The following is a 21471-nucleotide window of genomic DNA, read 5'->3' as shown; positions in this document are numbered from 1 at the left end:
CCTTGTGGAGGAGGAGCCACCCCTTGGCCAGCAACTTCGACTTCTTGGAGGCCGTGCGGCCTGACTGGTTCGAGCAGGCCCGCAAAGCCGAACGGTATGCACTTGGTGATCCCCGCGCCTCGTGTTTCTACGCGCGGCACACGCTCGAACTCTTCGTCACCTGGATGTTCGAAGCAGAACCGGCCCTGACCCTCCCCTACCGGCTTGAGCTCGGAGCCAAGATCACCGATCCCGGATTCAAAAGCGTCATCGCCCCTGGCATCTGGAGCAAGATGGATGTCATCCGTCGCGTCGGTAACCAGGCCGTGCACCGCTCTGCCTCCATCCCTGAGAGCGACTCGACCCGACTGCTCAAGGAACTGTGGCACATCATGTTCTGGGCGGCTCGTATCTACGGCCGCAACGGCACCGAACTGGCCGCCAATCCCCCGACCTTCAGCCTCGACCTCCTTGAGCGCCCGCTCCCTGAAGGCGAGCGCCAGCTCAAGCGCGCCGAGGTCCAAGCCCTCGCCGACCAGATCGCCCGCCAGCAGGAAGAGCTCGAAGCCGCGCGGGCCGCAAGCGAAGACGCGCGCGCCGCCTACGAGACCCAGATCGCCGCGCTGCAGGCCGAAGTCCGGGAACTGCGCGCCCGCAACGAGGCCATCCCCGACACGCACGACTACAACGAGGCCGACACCCGCCGCTACCTCATCGACGTGCTCCTCGCCGAAGTCGGATGGATCCACGGCGACCGGCTCGCCAGCGAGGTCCCCGTCCACGACCTGCCGACCAAGACCGGAAAGGGCAAGGTCGACTATGTGCTCTACGGGAAGGACGGCAAGCCCCTCGGGCTCGTCGAAGCCAAGAAGACCACCAAGGACCCCCGCGTCGGCCAGGAGCAGGCCCGGCAGTACGCGAACGCCCTTGAGAAGATCCATGGCCAGCGCCCTGTCATCTTCTACACCAACGGCTATAAGACCTGGATCTGGGATGACGCCTTCTACCCGCCCCGCGAGGTCTCCGGTTTCTACACCGCCGAGCAGCTTCGCACGCTCGTTCAGCGCCGGGCCGGGCGCAAGGTCCTGAAGCAGGAGCCGACCAGCCGCCAGATCGCCGGTCGCGACTACCAGAGGCGGGTCATCACCTCGGTGGCCGAGGCGTTCGACAAGTGCCAGCGGCACGCCCTGCTCGTCATGGCGACCGGCACCGGCAAGACCCGTGTGTCGATCGCAATGGTGGACAAGATGATGCGTGCGGGCTGGGTGCAGAACGTGCTGTTCCTGGCCGACCGCAGGGCCCTGGTGAGGCAGGCGACGAACGCGTTCAAGCGGCATCTGCCGGGTGCGGCGCCGGTGAACCTGGTCGAGGACAAGCTCGCTGAGGGCCGCGTTTTCGTCTCGACCTATCAGACCATGATGAGTCTGATCGAGCAGCGCAGCGACGGCACTCAGCGCCGGTTCGGGCCCGGATATTTCGACCTGGTGATCGTCGACGAGGCGCACCGGTCGATCTATCAGAAGTACGGGGCGCTGTTCGACTACTTCGACGCGCTCCTGCTCGGCCTGACCGCCACGCCGCGCGACGAGATCGACCGGAACACCTACAGCCGCTTCGAACTCGACGACGGCGACCCGACCGACGTGTTCGATCTCGACGAGGCTGTGCACCTCGGGTACCTGGTGCCGCCGCGGGGTGTCGACGTGCCGCTGGTGTTCCCACGCCTGGGAAAGCGGTATGCCGAGCTGACCGAGGAGGAGCGCGAGCAGTGGGACGCGCTCGAATGGGACTCGGAGGGGAACATCCCCGACGTGGTCAACGCCGAGGAGGTCAACCGGTACCTGTTCAACCGGCAGACCGTGGACGAGGCGCTGAAGGCGCTTATGGTCAACGGGATCAAGGTCGACGGCGGCGACCGGCTCGGCAAGACGATCGTCTTCGCGCGCAACGAGAAGCATGCGAACTTCATCGTGGAGCGGTTCAATGCGAACTATCCGGAGTACCGGGGCGAGTTCGCGCGGGTCATCACGAGCAAGTCGGTGTACGCGGACCAGCTCATCGACGACTTCGCCGAGGCCGACAAGGCCCCGCACATCGCCGTGTCGGTGGACATGCTCGACACGGGGATCGACGTGCCCGAGGTCGTGAACCTGCTGCTGTTCAAGCCGGTCCGGTCGAAGACGAAGTACTGGCAGATGATCGGGCGCGGGACCCGGCTGCGCCCGAACCTATTCGGGCCCGACGACGACAAGAAGGAGTTCCTGGTCTTCGACGTGTGCGGGAACCTGGACTACTTCGGGCTGAACCTGCCGAGTCGCGAGGGACGCGTCATGCCGCCCGTCGGCGAGCGGGTGTTTCTGCACCGGGCCGAGCTCGTCCACATTCTCGACGAGCAGTATCCCGATGCGGCGGGCGCGCCTGGAGACGACCCTGAGACGAGTGTCGAGGGACTGCGGTCGGCGACCGCGCACCGCCTCCACGAGGAGGTCCAGGGCATGAACCGGGACAACTTCGTGGTGCGCACCCGACTGGAAGCGGTCGAACGGTTCGCTGACTTCCAGGCATGGGAGCAGCGCATGACCAGGGAGACGCTCGACACGGCGTCGGAACTGGCGGGGCTGCCCACCGGGTATCGGCCGCCGGAAACCGAGGACAGGAGCCAGGAAGCTCGCCGGTTCGACCTGCTCGCGTTGCAGTTGCAGCTCGCGGTCCTGCAGCACGACGGGCAGGAGTTCGACCGACTTCGCAAGCGCGCCGCCGAGACGGCGTCGCTGCTGCTGGATCAGCTCTCTATCCCGGCAGTCGCCGAGCAGGTCGGGCTGCTCGAAGCCGTCGCGGGCGACGAGTGGTGGACCGACGTGACCGTCCCGATGCTCGAGCAGATGCGCCGGCGCCTGCGCGGTCTGGTGCGCCTCATCGACCGAAAACGCCGCAACCCCGTCTACAGCGATTTCACCGACAAGGCCGGGGAGCTGCGCGAGACCGAGCTGCTCGGTGCCGCCGGCGGGGTGGACCACAAGAAGTTCAAGGAACGCATCCGCGCCTACATGCACGGCCACGAAGACGATCCGGCCGTCGACAAGCTGCGGCACAACCTTCCGATCACCGCCGCCGAACTCGACCACCTCACCGAGGTGTTCGTACAGATCGGCATCGCCACACCCGAAGACCTCGATCACGCCACAGAGCAGGCAGGCGGACTCGGTCTGTTCCTGCGGACGCTCGTCGGCATGGACCCCGACAGCGTGCGGCGCTCGTTCAGGGACTTCACCGACGGCCGCGAGTTCACCAGGCAGCAGTGGGATTTCCTCGACCTGCTCATCGACTACATGGCGCACAACGGCACGGCGAAGGTCGGGCTGCTCTACGAGCCTCCGTTCTCCCACATCAGCCGCCAAGGGCCAGACGGGCTGTTCGGAGGCGAGCAGACCGACGCACTCGTGGCGACGATCGAAGGCATCAACGCGAACGCCGAGCCGGTCGGCTGATGGCACGATTGCTGACCCTGAATCCCTTCCGCTGCAAGTGAAGTCGAGGCTGCGGGAAACTTGCACTTGCTGGTTAAATGAACTTATGACTCCTCTATCGGTCATCCCCTGCGGTCCAGAAGAACTCGAGTGGCTCGGGCAACGGCGCGAAGGCCACATCGAACCCGACGACAGAGGATGGCCCGAGTTCACGTTCCCCTCGGAGCGGTCCGGGCTTCGCAAGAAATGGCAAGTGGCGTTCCTGCGAGTCGCTGATGAGCTTCACGCGGTCGTGATCGCGCGCCGGGGCGACAATGTGGGCAGGGTGGGATCAAGGTTCGAAGTACAGGCTTGGCGGCGCTTCGAGAAGGGGATCCCTGTAGCCGAATTCGGAGACGCAGGCGCCGCCATCGACGCACTCACCCGGGACGTACCGTTGCCTGCGGTCGAGGAAGGGCTCCTGATAGCAGTCTTGGGCGCTCGGGAGCCGTGGCTTCCCGAAACGATCGAGGAATGGCGGCGACTGGTCGATCCTCCAACGATCCCGGAGGACGTGATCGGACAGCTCTCGTTCGAGCGCGACTGCGTGCGCATGGCGTTGGAGCTCGCGTCGCAGCCGCTCGAGCATGTGGAGTCCTATGCCTTCGAGCAAGGGCAGCGCGGATTCCTGCCCGCGATGCGGGGAGGAATCCGCCCCAGCGAGGACTCGATGATTCGCCACGACTGGGCGAATGTGATCGGGTGGGACGCGCCCAAGGACACCTTCTTCGATGCCCGCACCTTCACGAGCCCCGGCGGGCGCAACCAGTTGACCGTGCTCTATGCCAATCGCGAGGACCTCGAACACACCACCGGCGCAGATCTGGTCTACATCGATGAGACACACAACGCGCTGGTGCTCCTCCAGTACAAGCGGCTGAAGCACACCGCGCCAGGCGGGGGGCCAGGCTATCGCCCGGACAAGCAACTTGAGAAGGAGCTCAAACGGATGCGCTCGGTTCGCGAGCGCTTCCAGCATCAGCCGCGCGGGCTGGGGTCCGAAGCGTTCCGGCTCCACGCCGATCCCTGCTACATCAAGCTCTGCGATCCCGTCGTCGATCTGGACCTCGGCACCGCACCAGTGCCTGGCATGGTGATCCCCCTAGGGCTGTTCGACACCTTGCACGAGGAACTGCGAGGGAGCGGGCCAAAGGGCGGCACCTGCTTCAGCAGGAAGAACGTTCGCCGCTCGATCGGCAGCACCACACTCATCGAGATGGTCAAGGCCGGGTGGCTCGGCACCAACGCCGATGGCGATGTGATCGAGGCGCTGAGCGACTACTGCGACATCGCACTGGCCGAAGGAAAGTCGGTCACTTTGGCCCGCGGAACGCGGCAGATGCCAAAAACGAAGCGGCCAGGACGGATGCAAACGACGCTCTTCTAGCCTTGTATCGCATTTCCGCATTCAAGGCCGAGATTCGAGCCAACGTCCACGACACCGAGCGCTATCGAGCCAGCCTTAGGCTGGGTCGAAAAGGCGTCGAAAGCTGGTGCGGCTGCCCGTGGGGCGAGGACGGTGGCTTCGGCGAGAATGGGCCCGATAGCAACAGGAAACCGGCGCGGGCTGGTCGGGGTATCGACCAGCCCACTCTCGGCGCTCAGGGATTGCGCTTCAGTTCGTCGCGCAAATCGAACAGTGTCTTGTCGCTCTTGTCGTGCTTCCAGCACTCCCAGCCGCTCTGCGACCCACCGACATAGGCCTCGGCTGCCGGCGACGGGCTCGAGAAGCGGCGACCGTCCTCCAGTTCGATCCAGCCTCGATCGGCAACCAAGGCGGAGAACACCTGTCCTAGCCGCGGGCGTTCGAAGGTAAGGCTGTCGCCGACCGCGATGAGCCCGGCGTTGACGAGCCCGGCAAGCGACCCATCCTTTGCGACTGGTCCCGCTGGCACCTTGACCGCCGCCGGCACCTTGACCGTGGTATCTACGGAGAGCCCGAGCACGCGTTGGAGCACTTCGTCTCGGCTGAGACCGAACCTGTCTCCAAGCGTGCCGAGCGCCGCGTCCACGTCAGCGGGAAGTTGAAGGTTCACCGAATTGGACACATACATCACCCCTTCTTCAAGTTCGTGATCCTGTTATCTGGATAATATCCTACGGAGATACCAGGAGCGCATACCGGGTCTCGCCGAGACCCGGCCCTCTTACCCATGAGACAACTCGGGACCTCCGATTTCGAGCCTGGAAAGGCGACTGTCGGGCCCTCAAAGCAACTTTCGGGTCGAGGCAGAGCGTAGGTCTTTGGACTGGTTCGGGTGTCGCACACTGTCAGGTGGTTCGCGGCCCGGATCGGGTGCGGACGCTTCCTACCCCCACGAGGAGCAAGTATGAAGAGGCGGAACATCCTTCGCGCGGTGGCCATCGGTGCGCCGCTGGCGGCGGCCGGGGCCATCGGGGCCGGGGTCGCCGCGGCGGACACGGCGAACTTCAAGGTGATGGTGACCGAGCAGGTCTCCAACAAGGTGTACGTGTTCGACAAGAACAGCGCTTTCAGCAACGCCAACGCCTACAAGACGTGGAGCCCCGGCACGGGCGGCTGGTCGAACCTCTCCGACTGCCGCATCCGGGACACGTCGACCTTCGGGGCGATCGGCCTGGCTGCGGCGTCCGGCGGGCGCGTCGGGATCTGGAACATCACCGACGAGAAGGACCAGGAGCTCAACGACGTGCTGTGGAGCGCGTCGCCGGGCGGGAACCCGCATGCGCTGGAGCGCATCCCGGACATCGGGGCGTTCGTCGCGGCGTCGTCGGACGGGTTCCTCACGGTGTACGGGCCGACGGCGGTGTCGAAGCCCTCGACACTCGCGCAGGTGCAGAGGGTGAACCTCGCGGGCGCGCACGGGGTCGTGTGGGACCCGAACAACAAGCTGCTGTGGGCGTGCGGCAACAAGGTCGTGCAGGCGTACACGGTGTCGGGCACGTACCGGAACGTGCGGATCAAGGCCTCCAGCAAGAAGGTGGCGCTCTCGGGCCTCGGGCACGACCTGCAGCCGGACTACTCGAACTCGGACCGGCTGATCGTGTCCGACTCGTACGGCGTGTACTCGTTCTCGAAGTCGACGCTGGCGAAGACGACGCTGCACACCACGACGCGCATCAAGGCGTACGTGAAGATGAAGACCGGCGAGTACTTCTACGTGCGCGGCGACAACGCCGGGTCGCGCGACTGGGGCAGCCCGACCGTGGTGTTCTCGCAGTCGGCGGACCGGACGCGGTCCGGCGCGGAGTTCTACAAGGCGCGGTCCTACCAGATGTCGTACAACTAGCCGATCGCCGTGGACGGCCCGTTCGGCGCTGTGTCGAACGGGCCGTTCGCTATCCGGAGACGGTGACGGTGTCGCCGACGGCGACCGCACCGACCGCGCGGACCTCGGCGTAGAAGCCGAAGCAGGTGGCGCGGCCGAACGCGGGGACGTCGACGCGGCGGTGGGCGGCGAGGGTCTTGAGGAGCGCGCGGTCGGCGGGGGCGTCGCCGTGGGCGAGGGACGGGATGACGCAGCGCGGGGTCGGGATCGCGACTTCGAGGACGGTGTCGGCGCCGATGGCGATGCGCTGGCCCGGTTCGGGGTCGGCGGGTAGGTCGAGGATGAGGTTGGGGCGGAAGCGGGCCGGGTCGACCTGGCTGCCGTGCCGGGCGCTGAGGCGTTCGAGGGCGCCGGTGGTGACGAGGTGGATCGCGCCGTAGTCGAAGAAGCGGCCGCCTTCGGCGTCGTGGCGGGCGGCGACCACGTCGTCGCCGCCGGGTTCCTTGTCACGGGCCCAGTCGGGGATCATGCCGGGCTCGTCGGGCCACCAGTGGTGGCGTTTGAGTTCGGTCGGTGGCTTGCGGGTGAGGGTGACGGGGCGGCCGAGCCAGGCCGAGACGGCGTCGTCGGCTTCGGGACTGCCAGCGGCGGCGGGTTCCCTGCCGGGGACGGTGATGTGGACGTCGCCTGTGTCGGTAGCGAACTCGGCTCGGACGGCGAGGAGTGTCTGCCACAGGCGGGGCTGCTTGGCGCTGCCGATGGTGCCGTCGGCGTCGAGGCAGGTCCAGGTGCGGTCGCCGTCGAGGCCGTGCTTGCCGACGAAGGCTGCGGCGACGTGTTCGGCGGCGGCCGATTTGAGCGGGTGGCGGCGGACGCCGAGGACACGGTTCACGCCCCCGATCCTATGCCGCCCGGCTCAGGACCCGCCGGGGAAGAAGTACAGGACCGGTGATTCGGCGATCGTGTCGGGAAGCGTTGTGGTCCAAGCGGTCTCGCCTTCGTAGTCGAGAAATGAGACGTCGGCGTCGGCGCGGGCGACGAAGCCGTCCTCGTGCAGGGTGGTGCAGCCCGCGTCGGCGGGCCCGACGGCGTCGCCGGTCGCGAGGTCGACGACGCGGGTGCCGGCCTCGGCGCGGATGGTGAAGCCGCCCTTGACGGCGCCGTCGGGGCCGTAGCCGTCGACGACGCACGCGTAGCGGCCGGTCGGGTCGACGTTGACGAGGCCGATCGCGAGCGGTTCGACGCCGCTCAGGCTCGGCACCGGGATCGTCTCCAGCACTTGGCCTGCCGTGTCGACGCGGTAGAACTGGGTGAGGCCGAGGTCGTGGTAGATCGCCTGCGCGGAGCCGTCTTCGGCGGTGTACCAGCGCAGTCGGCAGCCCTGCCGGTCGAGTTCCACAGTGGTCGGCAGCTGTCCTGCGCCGGGCGCGTACCACTCGGTGTCGCCCCAGGTCTCGACCGGCAGCGGGATGTCGTCGGTGCCTTGGTCGTCACCCCACACGGGGGCGCGGTGGGCGAGGACGGCGGAGCCGTCGGGGAGCCAGGCGGGGTCGATGCAGGCGTGGTCGACGGGGTATTCGACGGCGGTGGTCGTCTCGCCGGTGCCGAGGTCGCCGAACATGAGCGCCGCGTCGGGCGAGCCCCCGGCGATCCACGCGGCGTGGCGTTCGGTCGGGTCGAGGGTGAGGGACGCGCGGAGCACGGTGCCGACGTCGCCTTCGCCTTCCCATGCGCCGCTGAGGTCGAGCACGGGTTCGGTGTCGTCGGCGGCCGTGTCCCAGCGGTAGAGGCGGTGGTCGTCGCCGAGGGCGTAGAACACCCCGGAGGCGGTGCCGTTGCCGGAGACGGCGTTGACGTCGCAGGCGGTCGTCGCGCCCGCGAGGGCGAGGACGGCGGCGATGGCGAAGTGCTTGCAGCCGTTGCGGTGCGGGTCGTCCAAGGCGTGCTCCTCTGGTGCGTGCTCGCGGTCAGTCGCCTGCGGCGGCGGCCTCGGTCTGGAGGGCGGCGTCGGCGGGGAACGCGCCCGCGGCCTGGTCGGCGACGCCGTGGCGGCCGATGAGGGTGAGCCAGACGCGGAAGGCGTCGCCCGAGGCGGTCGGATCGACGCCGCCGGTGCCGAAGCGCTCGCGCAGCAGCTCGAAGCCGCGTTTGGTCTTGGGGCCGAAGTCGCCGTCGATGGGCATGTCCTTCACTCCGGCGAGATCCCTTGCAGCCCATTGGATGATGGTCGTGTCGGTCTGGTAGTCCCAGTTCGCGGCGACGGCCTGGCGGCCCCGGTCGACGTGGATGTGGTTCCAGTGGGAGCCGTCGGGGTCGTTGTTGCAGTGCAGGACGATGCCGAAGTGCTTGCGGCAGGTCGCGATCACGGCGAGGTAGCGGCGGCGCAGGTACAGGCGCTTGTCCTTGCCGTGGACGGCGGTGTCGACGTAGTTCCCTGCGCCCCAGTCGAAGCGGGTGAAGTCGATGGCCGCGCCGTAGCGGTGGTAGCCGGGCTTGCAGACCTTCGCGCCCGCGAGGCCGGTCCACTGGTAGGACCACGGGCCCTCGCTGCGGGCGTAGTTCGCGCCGAGGTGGTGGAGGTCGCGGATCACCAGGCCCGCCTTGGCGTGCGCCTCCTCGTGCATCGTGAACGAGGTCGTGTTCGGGTGGACGCCGTTGCCGTCGCCGTCGAACGCGGTGCGGTAGCGGGTCTTGAGGGCGTCCTGGTGGAGCCAGTCGCGCGTGATGTCGGGAAGCTCGCACGTCGAGCGCGCGAACGCGGTGCTGCTGCTGGGGAATGCCATCGGTCCTCCTTCGCCGCCTCAGGCGATGCCTCTGATGTGGATGGTCTGACCGTCGATCTCCAGCCACGTGCCGGGCCTGCCCGGGACGGCGAGGATCTCGCCCCGGCAGGCGCACGCGGGCGCGGCCTCGAGCGGCGCGCCGGAAGCGGTGAAGCGGGTCTCGGCGACGGTGCCGCCTTGGTCGGAGAAGACGCTGACGTGATCGTCGTAGGCGACGGCGGCCATGGGACGGCCCGCGTCGGGGATCGCGGCGGCCCGGGTGACGCGGGCGGCGGTGCGTGCGATGTGGACGGTCTGCGTGCCTTGGCCGTCGGCGGTGGCGGCGAACAGGCCGCGCCCGGCGGGGGCGAGGACGGTGCCGTAGCCCTCGCCGAGCCCGGTGGCGAGCGGCCGGTCGGCCCACGTGCGTCCGCCGTCGCCGCTGAGGGCCAGGTGGGCGCTGGAGATGACGGCCAGGTGCGGGTCGGGGCCGCCCTCGACGGCGACGGCGAGGCCGCGCGTCCCGAGCGGGGCGACGGCCGTCGCGATGCCCGACCGGATCGTCTTCGGCACGGGCAGTTCGGCATAGGCGGCCTTGGAGTCACGGACGCGGACGAGCGCGGGCCGGGCCCGGTCGCGCGCGAGCTCGGCCGCGCCGGTGATCCACAGGGCGTCGCCGAGCGCGGCCATCGAATGCGGGTGGAACCCGGCTGGCAGGGGCAGCGGCAGCGGAGGGCCGAGTTCGGCCCCGGCGTCAGGGTTCTCGGTGGGCGTGAGGAGCCTGAGCGCGTAGTCGGCCTCGGTCGCCGGGTCGGCGGTGAGGACGAGGAGCTCGCCGCCGCGCCCGGTCCAGCCCGCGGCGGCGGCGCGGATCTGCGGCAGTCCGGCGGCGTGGGCTGGCCGCGCAGTGGTGAGGACTGCGGCGGTGATGAGGGCGGTCGCACCGGTGAGGACGGTGCGACGAGTCAGGCCCAGTGGTTCGGGAACGGCCATGTGTGCACTATGACCAACCGTGCCGGGTTATTCCGGCGAACCCGAAACTTTCACTCCATAGTGCACTTGCGTCAGAGCCAAAGGAGTGCTGCGAGTCCCGCCGTCGTGCCGAGGGCGGCGAGGAGCGCGCCGAGCGCGGTGAAGCGGCCTATCGGGACGCGCAGCGGTTCGGGCCCGCTCGATCGGACCAGGTCGAACCAGAGGAGGGTGGCCATCGAGGCCCACGGGAGGATCAGCGGCCCGACGTTCGTGCCGATGAGCAGGCCGAGCAGCGTCGTCGCGTCGCCGGGCGGCACGACCGCTTCGACGGCGGTGTAGGCGGGGAGGTTGTTGACGAGGTTCGCGAGCCCTGCGCCGGTGAGCCCGGCCCGGACCACCGCTCCGTCGCCGGACCCGGAGCCGATGAGCGCCGCGACGGCGTCGGCGCCGCCGTGGCGCATGACCGCCGGGATGACGAGGAACAGTCCGGCGGTGAGCACGAGGAGCCGCCACGGGATGAGCCTCCAGGTCAGGAGGTCGCGGCGGCGGCGCAGGCAGTGGACGACGAGGAGCCCGGCCGCGCACGTCGAGACGATCTGGATCGGCACGTCCGCGACGACGGCGACGACGAAACCGGCCGTGACGAATGCGGCCGTCCGCAACAGGGGCTTGTCGGCGACTGCCGGGAGGCGCTCGGGCACGACGTAGCGGTCGAGCTCGCGGCGGCCGCGCCGCCAGAACCCGAACCACAGGCACAGGGCGGTGGCGGCGAGCACCGCGAGCTGCGGCGCCCACATGCGGGACGCGAACGCGAGCGGGTCGAGGCCGATCCGGTCGGCCGCGAGGAGGTTCGTCAGGTTCGAGACCGGCAGGAGCAGGCTCGCGGTGTTGGCGAGCCAGACCGTGGTCATGGCGAGGGCGAGCGCGGGCGCGCGGGTGGCCGCCGCGAGGGCGAGCATGACGGGGGTGAGCAGGACGATCGTCGTGTCGAGGTTGAGGAACACGGTGGTCGCGGTGGCGAGCCCGAAGCAGCACGCGAACAGCGCGGCGTGGCTGCCCCGGCCCAGGCGCGCGAGCGCGGCGGCGGCGAGGTCGAACAGCTGGGAGGCCTGGACGATCGCGACCATGACCATCACGGACCCGAGGAAGAGCACGAGCGGCGCGACCCTGGTGAGGTTCGCGAGCGCTTCGGAGTCGGGGAGTACGCCGGTGGCCCAGCAGAGCAGCCCGGCGGCGAGGATGCCGAGGCTGACGAGGTCGAGTGGTTCGAGGCGGAGTGCTCTCGCGCGGGCCGGGGCGTTCGTCACCTGCTCAATGGTAGGAACGGGCAGGGCCTGCGGCCACGGTGAGTGACGGAATCGCGCGGCGGCTGGCAGCGTGCGGTGAAGTCGGCTGTGACGGGTGCTTGCGATAGGTGGCGCGGAGCGGCGCGCGCGGGCAGCGAGGCGCGCGCAGGTAGCGCGGCGAGGCGCGGCGCGCGCAGGCAGTGCGGCGAGGCGCGCGTGACATGCGCTGGCGGCGGGTGGCGAGGCGCGCGTGACATGTGCTGGCGGCGGGTGGCGAGGCGCGCATGACATGCGCTGGCAGCGGGCGGCGAAGCCCGTCGCGACACGCGCGGACGGGGAGTCGGGCGGGTCGCGGCGGGTCTCCGCAAATCGGGCGCCGCGAGCCGCCCCCGAATCAATGATCGCGCGAGGGTACGACAGCCCTCGGCTCGCGAATGTCGTACCCGTGGTGCAGGGTTGATACCGGGGGCCCGTCGCGAACGTGAACGGCGGTTCCGGGCGGAACCGGTAGAAAGGGGCGGCCCGACGGCCGCCCCTTTTGGCTTTCAGCGTCTGGTGACGGTGAGTTTGTCTCCTTGGTCGCTCACGCCGACTTCGACGGTGTCGCCGTCGATGATCTTGCCTTCGAGGAGTTCGCGGGAGAGCGGGTCGCCGATCGCGGACTGGATGAGGCGGCGGAGGGGGCGCGCCCCGTAGACGGGGTCGAAGCCGCGGTCGGCGAGCCAGGACTTGGCGGGGTCGGTGACCGAGAGCTTGAGGCGGCGGGTCTCCATGCGGTGCTCCAGGAACCGGAGCTGGACTTCGACGATCGACTTCAGCTGGTCGTGCTCGAGGGCGTGGAAGATGACGATGTCGTCCAGGCGGTTGAGGAACTCCGGCTTGAAGTGGGAGCGGATCGCGGCCATGACCTGGTCGCGTTTCGCCGTCTCCTCCAGGAGCGGGTCGACCAGGGCCGAGGAGCCGAGGTTCGAGGTCATGATGAGGATGACGTTCCGGAAGTCGACCGTGCGGCCCTGGCCGTCGGTGAGGCGGCCGTCGTCCAGGACCTGCAAGAGGGTGTCGAAGACTCTCGGGTGGGCTTTCTCGACCTCGTCGAGGAGGACCACCGAATACGGGCGGCGACGCACGGGTTCAGTGAGCTGACCGCCCTCCTCGTAGCCGACGTAGCCGGGCGGGGCGCCGATGAGGCGGGCGACCGAGTGCTGCTCGGTGTACTCGCCCATGTCGATGCGGATCATCGCGCGGTCGTCGTCGAACATGAACTGCGCCAAGGCCTTCGCCAGCTCGGTCTTGCCGACGCCGGTGGGCCCGGCGAAGATGAACGAACCCGTCGGGCGGTTGGGGTCGGCCAGGCCCGCGCGGGCGCGGCGCAGCGCGTCCGAGACGACGGTGACCGCCTCGAGCTGGCCGACGACGCGTTCGCCGAGGACCTCTTCGGCGTGCAGGAGCTTGTGGGTCTCGGACTCCTGGAGCCGCCCGGCGGGGATGCCCGTCCAGGCGGAGACGACGTCGGCGATCTCGTCGGCGTCGATCTCCTCCTTGAGCATCGGCTGGTGGGCCGGGTCGGTGTCGGCGCTGGCGAGTTCGGCCTCGGCGTCGGCGAGCTGCTGCTCGAGTTCGGGGATACGGCCGTAGCGCAGCTGCGCGGCCTTCTCGAGGTCGTATTCGCGTTCGGCGCGTTCGGCCTGCGTGCGGAGGTCGTCGAGTTCCTCTTTGAGTTCGGAGACCTTGCCGATGCGGCCCTTCTCGGACTCCCACTGGCGGGAGAGGGCGGCGAGCCTCTCGCGTTCGTCGGCGAGTTCGCGCTGGAGGGACGCGAGGCGCTCGGCGGAGGCCGGGTCGTCCTTCTCGTTCTGGAGGGCGGTCTCCTCGATCTCGAGGCGGCGCACGGAGCGCTCGATGGTGTCGATCTCCTCTGGGCGCGAGTCGATCTCGATGCGCAGGCGGCTGGCGGCCTCGTCGACGAGGTCGATGGCCTTGTCGGGGAGGCGGCGGTCCTGCAGGTACCGGTCGGAGAGCTGCGCGGCGGCGACGAGCGCGGAGTCGGTGATGCGGACGCCGTGGTGGACCTCGTAGCGCTCCTTGAGGCCGCGGAGGATCGCAACGGTGTCCTCGACGGACGGCTCGCCGACGAACACCTGCTGGAAACGGCGTTCGAGCGCGGCGTCCTTCTCGATGTGCTCGCGGTACTCGTTGAGGGTGGTCGCGCCGATCATGTGGAGCTCGCCGCGCGCGAGGGCGGGCTTGAGCATGTTCCCGGCGTCGAGGGAGCCTTCGGACTTCCCGGCGCCGACCATGGTGTGGAGCTCGTCGATGAACGGGATGATCTCGCCGTCGGAGGATTTGATCTCCTCCATGACGGACTTGAACCGCTCTTCGAACTGGCCGCGGTACTGGGCTCCGGCGATCATGCTGGCGAGGTCGAGGAGGATGACGCGGCGGTCGCGCAGCGACTCGGGGACGTCCCCGGCGACGATGCGCTGGGCGAGGCCCTCGACGATCGCGGTCTTGCCGACGCCGGGCTCGCCGATGAGGACCGGGTTGTTCTTGGTGCGGCGCGACAGGACCTGGATGACGCGGCGGATCTCGGTGTCGCGGCCGATGACGGGGTCCACTTTGCCCGACCGGGCGGTCTCGGTGAGGTCGACGCCGTACTTCTCCAGGGCCTTGTACCCCTGCTCGGGGTCGGCGCTGGAGATCTTGCGGTCGCCGCCGCGGAGGGTCGGGAAGGCGCTGATGAGCTTCTTGTCGGTCGCGCCCTCGGCGGCCAGGAACGTGCCGACCTCCCCGCCGGCCTGGGCGAGGCCGGTGACGAGGTGCTCGGTGGAGACGTACTCGTCGCCGTAGTCGGTGGCGATCTTGTCGGCGGCGTTGATGGCGCGCAAGGACTCCCGGGCCATGGACGGCTCGGAGACCGAGGGCCCGGAGGCGGACGGGAGCTCGTCGATGCGCCGCTCGGTCTCGGCCGAGACGGTGCCGGGGGTGACGCCGACGAGCTGGAGCAGGCCCGGGGCGGTGGAGCCGTCGACGGTGAGGAGCGCGTCGAGGAGGTGCCAGGGTTCGACTGCCGGGTTCCCTCCGGCGGCTGCCGTGCGCGCGGCCTGGGAGATCACTTCTCGACTCTTGGTGGTCAAACGGTTGACGTCCACGGTTCCCCTGTTCGTTTTCGCTGTCTCCAGGAAGGCCGCTGCGGTCGGCTGCCGAAGCGACCCGAAGTTGAGTGTAACCGGCTCAACTTCTGAGAACGGCTCGATCCGTTTCGCCTGTAGCGTAAAGCCCTGGACGCGCGGGCTCGGGGCGTACGGCGGACGTGGCGCCGCGAAATCGCCCGTCACCGGTCCGCGGCGAGCGCTTCCGCCGGGACGCCCCTGGCGAGCGCCTGGTCCCTCCACCGCTTGATGCGCAGCGGGAACGCGGCCTCGGCGGCGGCGAAGTCCCACCGGTAGTCGCTGCGGCTGGTGCGCTTGCCGTTTCGCAGGTAGAAGACCAGCCAGCGTCCGTCTTCTTTGACGAGGCACCAGGCGCTGTCCCGGATTTCGCCGATCGAGTAATGGGCCGTGCCGACGCCGAAGGCCCGGATCCGCTCCTCGACCGGGACGCGGTCGCGCGCGAAGTACTCCTGGAGGACTCGGTTCGCCTTGGCACCGTCCGGACCGGCGCGGTACTCCTCGTCGTTGATGAGGCGGAAGACGTACTGGCACGCCTCGCGTTCGTCGTCGAAGCGGCCGACGGCCGTCATGTGGCCCTCGAATTTGGGGCATACGACCCACGCATCGCCGACCTGCTGGATACAGACGGCGTTCCTGCGGGGGACGCCGATCGAGTAGTGGGCGCTGCCGTAACCGCGCGCGGCGAGGCGCGCGGGCAGTTCGGCGACGGTGCAGCGGTACACGGCTGCCTTCCCCTCACTCGTTGCAGCCGCCGCGGGTAGGCGGCAGGGCCCCGAGCCGGAAGGCTCGGGGCCCTGTGGTTCGAGCGCTACTTCTTGGCGGTGCTCATGCCGAAGATCGACTTGATCTTGTCGAGGAAGGACGGCTTGGCCGACTTCTCCTCGGACTTCGCGTCGCTCTCGATGGCGGGGGCCTCCGCCTGGGACGGGACGGTCTTCTCGGGGTCGGCCGCTTCCGCTTCGGGCTCGTCGATCGCCTCGGCGACGGGCTCGACGACCTCGTCGGCCTTGGCCTCGGCGGCCGGCTCGGGGTCGGCGGCGGCCTCGGGCTCGTCCACGAGCGGGGGCTCGGGCTCGGCGACCGGTTCGGGCTCCTCGACCGGCTCGGGCTCGGCCACCACGGGCGCGGCGGGCTCGTCGACGATCTCCGGCTCGGGTTCGGGCTCCGGCTCGGTGTCCACCACGGCGACAGGGGTCTCGGCGGGGGCCTCTTCAAGCTCGGCCTCGATGACCTCGTCGGCCTCGTCCTCGGCGCCGGCGACGAGCAGGGCGCGGAACTCGGCGACGGTGAGGACCGGGACGCCGGCCTCCTCGGCCTTCTTGACGCGCGCCTCGGTCGACTTCACGGTGTCGTCGACGACCAGGTGGGTCACGGTCTTCGTGAACTGTTTGGCGAGCGCGACATCGGCGTCGGACTCGGCGATCGCGCGGGCGGTTTCGGCGTCGGGGCCGGTGCCCAAGACGATGATCCGGACCTTATCTCCCGTCTTCGTCGGCACGGGGGACCTCCCTTATTCGGTGGTTTTTCGGCTGCAGGGGCACTACGGGCTACGCGCCAAGCTTCTGCACAAGAGCGTACCGGGTGGCAAGGGAGGTCCGGGCCAGCGGAGAGGACTTATTCCAGTTCGGCGCCGCTCCTTTGTTGCAGGGCGGTTTCGATGCCCTTCACGCGGTCGGAGAGCAAGGTGATGGCGCCGACCGCCCTCGACATTGGATCGTCGCTCGCGCCGCCGAGGGTCTGCTCGCGCCGGTAGGCCTCCTTCACGGCCTCCCAACGCGCGGCCCGCTCGGGGGTGAGGCGGCCGCGGAGGTCGGCGAGTTTGAGGAGGTTGGCCTCCGCGCCGGAGGCGAGCGTCTGCGCCTCGCCCGCGTAGTGGTCGTCGATGACCGCTTCGAGCTCGTCGTCGTTCATCACCGGGACCACCCGTTCGGTGAGCCGGTTCATGTTCCGGTACGAGCCCTGGAGCAGGAACGGCGGCTCGGTGCGGGCGCTGTCGTCCATCGCGGCAGAGGCGATGTACGCGAGGTTGTTGGCGAGCACGGTCTTCTGGATCCGCACGAGTTTGCGCAGGACCGAGAGGACCTGGTCCAGCTCGCCCGCGCTGTAGGGGTGGCGCAGCGCCGCGGCGTCGGCGGTCGGGTCGCCGCTGGCGAGGCGGATGAGGACGGAGGTGTCGGCGCGCTCGCGTCCGGCGAGCGGCGCGGTGACCTTGTTCGAGGTGAGCGCGTTCTCGATGTAGGACTGGGCGAAGACCTGGTCGCGCCCGGAGAGGACGTCGCCGAGGTTCCACACGTCGGCGCGGTTGGCGAGCATGTCGGGGATGCGGAACTTCTGGCCCGCCTCGGTGTACGGGTTGCCTGCCATGCACACCGCGAACCGCTTGCCGCGCAGGTCGTACGTGCGGGTGCGGCCGTTCCAGACGCCCTCCATCTTGCGCTGCGCGTCGCACAGCGAGATGAACTTCTGCAGCAGCTCGGGGTTGGTGTGCTGGATGTCGTCGAGGTACAGCAGCACGTTGTTGCCGCATTCGAGCGCGAAGTTGATCTTCTCGACCTCGGCGCGGGCGGTCGCGTTCGGCGCGTCGTTCGGGTCGACGGAGACCGTCTCGTGCCCGAGCGCGGGGCCGTTCACCTTGACCAGGAGCATCCCGAGCCGGTCGGCGACGTACTCCATGAGGGTCGTCTTGCCGTAGCCGGGCGGGGAGATGAGCATGAGCATGCCCGACTGGTCGGTGCGGCGGCCCTCGCCCGAGCCCGCGCCGATCTGCTTGGCGAGGTTGGAGCCGATGAGCGGCAGGTACACGTCGTCGATGAGCTGGTTGCGCACGAACCCGGCCATCGTCTTGGGCTTGAACTCCTCGACGCGGAGGCTGCGGCGGTGCGTCTCGATGAGTTCGCCGCGGCGGCGCTGGTAGGCGCGGTAGCCGGGGAGGACGACGCGGCGGAAGCGGCCGGTGCGGGCGAGGAACTCGTCGAGGCGCAGCGGCAGGACGCGGCCTTCGACGCGGGCGTGCGTGCCGAGCAGTCCCGTGACGCTGCTGGAGAGCTCGGCGGTGACGTCGTACGTGTCGGTCTCCGCGAGGAGGACGGCGAGCGCCTCGGGGAGGTCCGCTTCGTCGAAGCCGTCGGGTTCGGCCTGGCGCAAGAACGACTCGAGCCAGACGGCGGCGAGCTCCCATTTGGAGGTCATGTCGTCTTCGAGGGCGCGCAGGTCGGATTCGAAGTCCGCCTTGGCGCCCGGGCCGATCTGGCGTTCGAACGCGGCCAGGAGCGAACGGGCCCTCTGTGAGACGGCGAAGCCGCCGCTGGGGTCGGCGAGCTCCTCGGCCAGGTACTCCCCCGCGAGGTCGGCGTCGACTTCGAGGGGCAGCAGGGTGTTGTTGAGGTAGTGGTTGACGGCTTCGCCGAGGTCGGCGGCGAGGTCGGCGAGGGCGTCGGCGCGGCCGAAGACGGCGCGGGCGCGCGCGAGCGACCGGGCCTGGGTGCGGATCGCGATCCGCTCCTCCTTCGGGACGCCGTGGCCCCAGTACAGCTGGGCGGCGGCGCGCTCGGCGGAGCGGTAGCGCAGGAGCCCGGAGGCGGCGTAGAGCCGCAGGGCCTCGGCGAGGATCGCGGCGGCGTCGGCGTCGTGGACGCCGCGCTCGTAGCCCTCGTCGTAGCGTTCGGCCGCGGCGGCGGCGCAGAACGCGGGCAGGTCCTCGGCGAGGAGCTTCGCGGGGCCGTGCTCGGCGAGGAGCGCGGCGGCCAGGTGCTCGGCGCGGTAGACGCTCTCGTTCTCGGAGGGCAGGAACTGGTGCCAGTACGGCTTCGTGTCCGCGAAGCCCGGGTCGTCGACGACGTGGCGGTAGTCGGTGCCGGTGAGCGAGAACGCGAGCGCGTCCCCGGAGGGCACGAGCGTGAGGTCGAGCGGCTGCGTATTGACGGGGATGCGGTGCTCGCCGAACTTGACGGCGTCGCCGTCGAAGAGGTCGAGCCGGTCGGAGAGGGCCCGCCCGGCCTCGGCGCGGGCGGCGCTGATGCGGCCCTCGATCTCCTCGGCGCGCACGGTGTCGTCGAGTCCGCGCAGCTCGGCGATGACCTTGCGCAGGCGCTCGACCATCGGGTCGGTCGCGAAGTACGTGTTCACTTCGTCCAGTGAGGACAGTGTGGCGGTGCGGCGGGCCACGGCCTCCAGGATGCGGTCGGCCGACTGCGCGAGCTGCTCGGCGCGGCGCGCGGCCTCGTCGAGGAGGTGCTGCTTGCGGGAGGAGAACGCCTCGTAGACGTCGGTCCGCTTGTCCGCCAGGCGCGTCAGGAACTCGTCGAAGTCCGCGAAGCGGGTCTCCAGGTTCTCCACGGTGAGGAGGAGGCGGCCCAGCTGCTCGTCGCACGCCGCGGGCGTGTCGGCCGCGGCGATGGCGGCGGTGACGGACTGGCCGAGGAGCGCGAACTCGGCCGCGAACTCCGCTTTCCCTTCGCCCACAGCCAGTTCGCGGCGGCGGGCGGCGAGGGTGGCGCGGGCGCGGTTGACGGCGGCGAGCACCTCGGAGACGCGCCCGAGGATCGCGGTGCGGACGACGGCGTCGCCGATCTCCAGGGTCGCGACCACTTCGGTGAGCGTTTCGAGGCCGCGCTGGCGCTCGTCGAGGTCGGCCAGGAGCGGGTCCGACTCGGCGACGGACGCAATGGCCTCGGCTTTGCGTTCGAGGTCGGCGACCTGCTCGAAGTAGGCGGTGAACGCGTCGTCCCGTTCGAGGAACGCGACGGCGCGGCGGCCGGTCGAGTCGAGGGTCTCGGTGACCTCGGCGGCGAGCGCGTCGAGCCCCGCGAGGTCGATGTAGCGGGTCTCGCGGAGGGTGACGAGGTGGCCGCCCGCGCCGCGCAGCTCGGCGAGGAGCGCGACCCAGTCCGCGGCGGACTTGGGGGCCTCGCCGCGGGCGCGGCGCAGGAGCTTGACGGTGCCGGTCTGCGCTTCTTCAAGGGCCTTCTGGGCTTCGGCAGTGAGCTCGGCGACCGTGGCGTACTCGTCGAGGACGGCTTCGGCGGTGTCGCGGACCTTGGCGAGGCTCTCGTCGAGGCCGTGCAGGCCCTCGTCGCCGAGCCACGGGTAGTCGTCGAGGCAGCGGGTGGCGGCACTGATGAGCGCTTCGAAGACCGCTTGGGCCGGTTCCATCTCACGGACCATGCGGGCCACGGAGAGCGCGTCGGAGACGGCGCGGACGGCCTCGGCGTTGCCGATGCGGTGCACAGGGGTGTCGCCCGTTTCCGTTGCGGCGGCGTGGGCTTCGGAGACGAACGGCGTCGACCAGATCTGCATCGGGTGGACGCGGGTGGCCTCTTCGCCGGCGAAGCGGAAGGCCGCGAGGGTGCCGTCGTCGAAGACCGCGTAGCCGTGGACGCTCATCGGCGCGGCCACTTCCTTGCGGATGACGTTGTAGGGCAACAGGAGTGAGCGTCCCTCGGTGGGGCTGTAGAAGATGTAGAGGACGTCTTCGCCGTTGGGCGAGCGGATCACGCGCTTGAAGCGGAGGTCGGCGACGTCGTGGTCGAAGGTCTTGAGCTTGCCCTCGTTGAGGTAGTAGCCGCCGGGGAAGATGAGGCCGTGGTCCTCGGGGAGGCGGCGGCAGGCCTGGCCGATGGCGTCGGCGCGGACGATGGTTCCCGTGCGGGAGTTGAAGACCAGGTACCGGGTGACGGTCTCCTTGTACGGGAGGATCTTCAGGAGGATGAGCGGGCCGACGCGGGCGTAGGCGATGTCGGCGTCGGCGAGGGACTGCAAGGGCTCGGCGACAGGCTCCTTGTAGATGCCCTCGCCGGAGTCGGTGTTGTCCTCGATCTTGACGGTGAGGTCGCCGTTGATGCACTCGACGAAGATCTCGTCTTCGATGGAGACGTGCGGGTGGCGGCCGGTGACGTGGTGCTCGCGGCCGGTCGGGGTCCACTCGAAGTCGTACGGCTCGGGCCAGACGGCGTCGGCGTCGCCGCGTGCGTCCATGTAGGACGGTTCCTGCCCGGCGGCGAGCTGCCAGCGCAGGACGCGCTGGTCGGCGAGGTTCTCGCCGATCTTGAAGACGGCGAGGAGGCGGCCGTCGACCTCGCGGACCTGGAGGAGCTCGGTGGACCGGTAGTACCGGTACATCTCGGTGAAGTCGGCGGTGAACTTGGGCTGGTCGAGGAGGTGCCCGGGTTCGGTGACTTCGGTGAAGGCGAACTCGGCGCCGTCGCGCTTGAAGTCGTGGAGGGTGAAGACGTCGCCGACGTTCATCTGCGATTTGAGTCCCATATGGACGTTGTAGCCGAAGAGGAGGCGGTCGCCGACGCGGGCGATGTCGCGGGGCACGCAGTTGTTGGCGGTGCGGATGCGCGTGGTGCCCAGGAGGGTGAGGCCGGCGGAGCCGAAGGCGTCGGTGCGGGCGGTGTTGAGCGCCTCGGCGCGCCCGGCCAGCTCTGCGGCGAAGTCGGCGAGGCGGGACGAGAGGACCTCGTACGTGCCGGCGTCGAGGCGGGAGGCGGGGGCGGTGTTCTCTTCGGCCATGGGTTCCCCTGGGAGCGTTGGGTTGCGGGCTCGGG

13 protein-coding genes are annotated in these 21471 nt (G+C 69.5%); 3 read left to right on the top strand and 10 right to left on the bottom strand.

The window, feature by feature from the left end:
• Positions 1-23: 23 nt before the first annotated feature.
• On the top strand, positions 24-3467 hold the full coding sequence (locus tag ACGGCP_RS22600) for a DEAD/DEAH box helicase family protein (protein ID WP_392969437.1): 3444 nt from the start codon (positions 24-26) through the stop codon (positions 3465-3467).
• 232 nt (positions 3468-3699) lie between these two features.
• A complete protein-coding gene (locus tag ACGGCP_RS22595) occupies positions 3700-4872 on the top strand; it encodes a hypothetical protein (RefSeq protein ID WP_392969435.1) in 1173 nt (390 codons plus the stop codon).
• A 214-nt stretch (positions 4873-5086) separates the two neighbouring features.
• On the opposite strand, the gene ACGGCP_RS22590 is transcribed toward ACGGCP_RS22595, so the two are convergent.
• The gene (locus tag ACGGCP_RS22590; RefSeq protein ID WP_392969432.1) at positions 5087-5539 is read right to left on the bottom strand and encodes a hypothetical protein; all 453 of its coding nucleotides are present in this window, start codon (positions 5537-5539) and stop codon (positions 5087-5089) included.
• A 276-nt stretch (positions 5540-5815) separates the two neighbouring features.
• Here ACGGCP_RS22590 and ACGGCP_RS22585 point away from each other — a divergent pair, with 276 nt between their 5' ends.
• Positions 5816-6754 carry a DUF6528 family protein gene (locus ACGGCP_RS22585; protein WP_392969429.1) on the top strand — a complete coding sequence of 313 codons (939 nt, stop codon included), beginning with the start codon at positions 5816-5818 and terminating at the stop codon, positions 6752-6754.
• A gap of 49 nt (positions 6755-6803) precedes the next feature.
• Here the strand turns inward: ACGGCP_RS22585 and ACGGCP_RS22580 are convergent, their stop codons facing one another.
• The 9 genes from ACGGCP_RS22580 to ACGGCP_RS22540 form a co-directional block, all read right to left on the bottom strand.
• Positions 6804-7625 (bottom strand): MOSC domain-containing protein, encoded by an 822-nt coding sequence (locus tag ACGGCP_RS22580; RefSeq protein ID WP_392969426.1) that lies wholly within the window; start codon positions 7623-7625, stop codon positions 6804-6806.
• A 24-nt stretch (positions 7626-7649) separates the two neighbouring features.
• Positions 7650-8672, bottom strand: a complete 1023-nt coding sequence (locus ACGGCP_RS22575; protein WP_392969424.1) for a hypothetical protein — start codon at positions 8670-8672, stop codon at positions 7650-7652.
• A 28-nt stretch (positions 8673-8700) separates the two neighbouring features.
• Positions 8701-9516 carry a hypothetical protein gene (locus ACGGCP_RS22570; RefSeq protein WP_392969421.1) on the bottom strand — a complete coding sequence of 272 codons (816 nt, stop codon included), beginning with the start codon at positions 9514-9516 and terminating at the stop codon, positions 8701-8703.
• A gap of 18 nt (positions 9517-9534) precedes the next feature.
• Positions 9535-10488, bottom strand: a complete 954-nt coding sequence (locus ACGGCP_RS22565) for a hypothetical protein (RefSeq protein WP_392969418.1) — start codon at positions 10486-10488, stop codon at positions 9535-9537.
• 71 nt (positions 10489-10559) lie between these two features.
• A complete protein-coding gene (locus tag ACGGCP_RS22560) occupies positions 10560-11774 on the bottom strand; it encodes an SLC13 family permease (RefSeq protein ID WP_392969415.1) in 1215 nt (404 codons plus the stop codon).
• 524 nt (positions 11775-12298) lie between these two features.
• Positions 12299-14902 (bottom strand): ATP-dependent chaperone ClpB, encoded by a 2604-nt coding sequence (clpB, locus tag ACGGCP_RS22555; protein WP_392969412.1) that lies wholly within the window; start codon positions 14900-14902, stop codon positions 12299-12301.
• Between the two features lie 182 nt (positions 14903-15084).
• The gene (locus ACGGCP_RS22550) at positions 15085-15645 is read right to left on the bottom strand and encodes a hypothetical protein (RefSeq protein WP_392969409.1); all 561 of its coding nucleotides are present in this window, start codon (positions 15643-15645) and stop codon (positions 15085-15087) included.
• An 86-nt stretch (positions 15646-15731) separates the two neighbouring features.
• Positions 15732-16421 (bottom strand): hypothetical protein, encoded by a 690-nt coding sequence (locus ACGGCP_RS22545; protein ID WP_392969406.1) that lies wholly within the window; start codon positions 16419-16421, stop codon positions 15732-15734.
• A 116-nt stretch (positions 16422-16537) separates the two neighbouring features.
• A complete protein-coding gene (locus ACGGCP_RS22540) occupies positions 16538-21436 on the bottom strand; it encodes a DNA repair ATPase (protein WP_392969403.1) in 4899 nt (1632 codons plus the stop codon).
• Positions 21437-21471 lie beyond the last annotated feature (35 nt).

This window comes from Glycomyces sp. NPDC048151, assembly GCF_043202775.1.
Lineage (GTDB): Bacteria > Actinomycetota > Actinomycetes > Mycobacteriales > Micromonosporaceae > Glycomyces.
Note: the sequence above shows the minus strand (reverse complement) of the source record. Positions and strands in the feature narration are given on the sequence as shown.

Coding starts and splice junctions, on each gene's coding strand:
- ACGGCP_RS22570 (WP_392969421.1), bottom strand. CDS start 9,516: ATGGCATTCCCCAGCAGCAGCACCGCGTTCGCGCGCTCGACGTGCGAG.
- ACGGCP_RS22590 (WP_392969432.1), bottom strand. CDS start 5,539: ATGTATGTGTCCAATTCGGTGAACCTTCAACTTCCCGCTGACGTGGAC.
- ACGGCP_RS22540 (WP_392969403.1), bottom strand. CDS start 21,436: ATGGCCGAAGAGAACACCGCCCCCGCCTCCCGCCTCGACGCCGGCACG.
- ACGGCP_RS22585 (WP_392969429.1), top strand. CDS start 5,816: ATGAAGAGGCGGAACATCCTTCGCGCGGTGGCCATCGGTGCGCCGCTG.
- ACGGCP_RS22565 (WP_392969418.1), bottom strand. CDS start 10,488: ATGGCCGTTCCCGAACCACTGGGCCTGACTCGTCGCACCGTCCTCACC.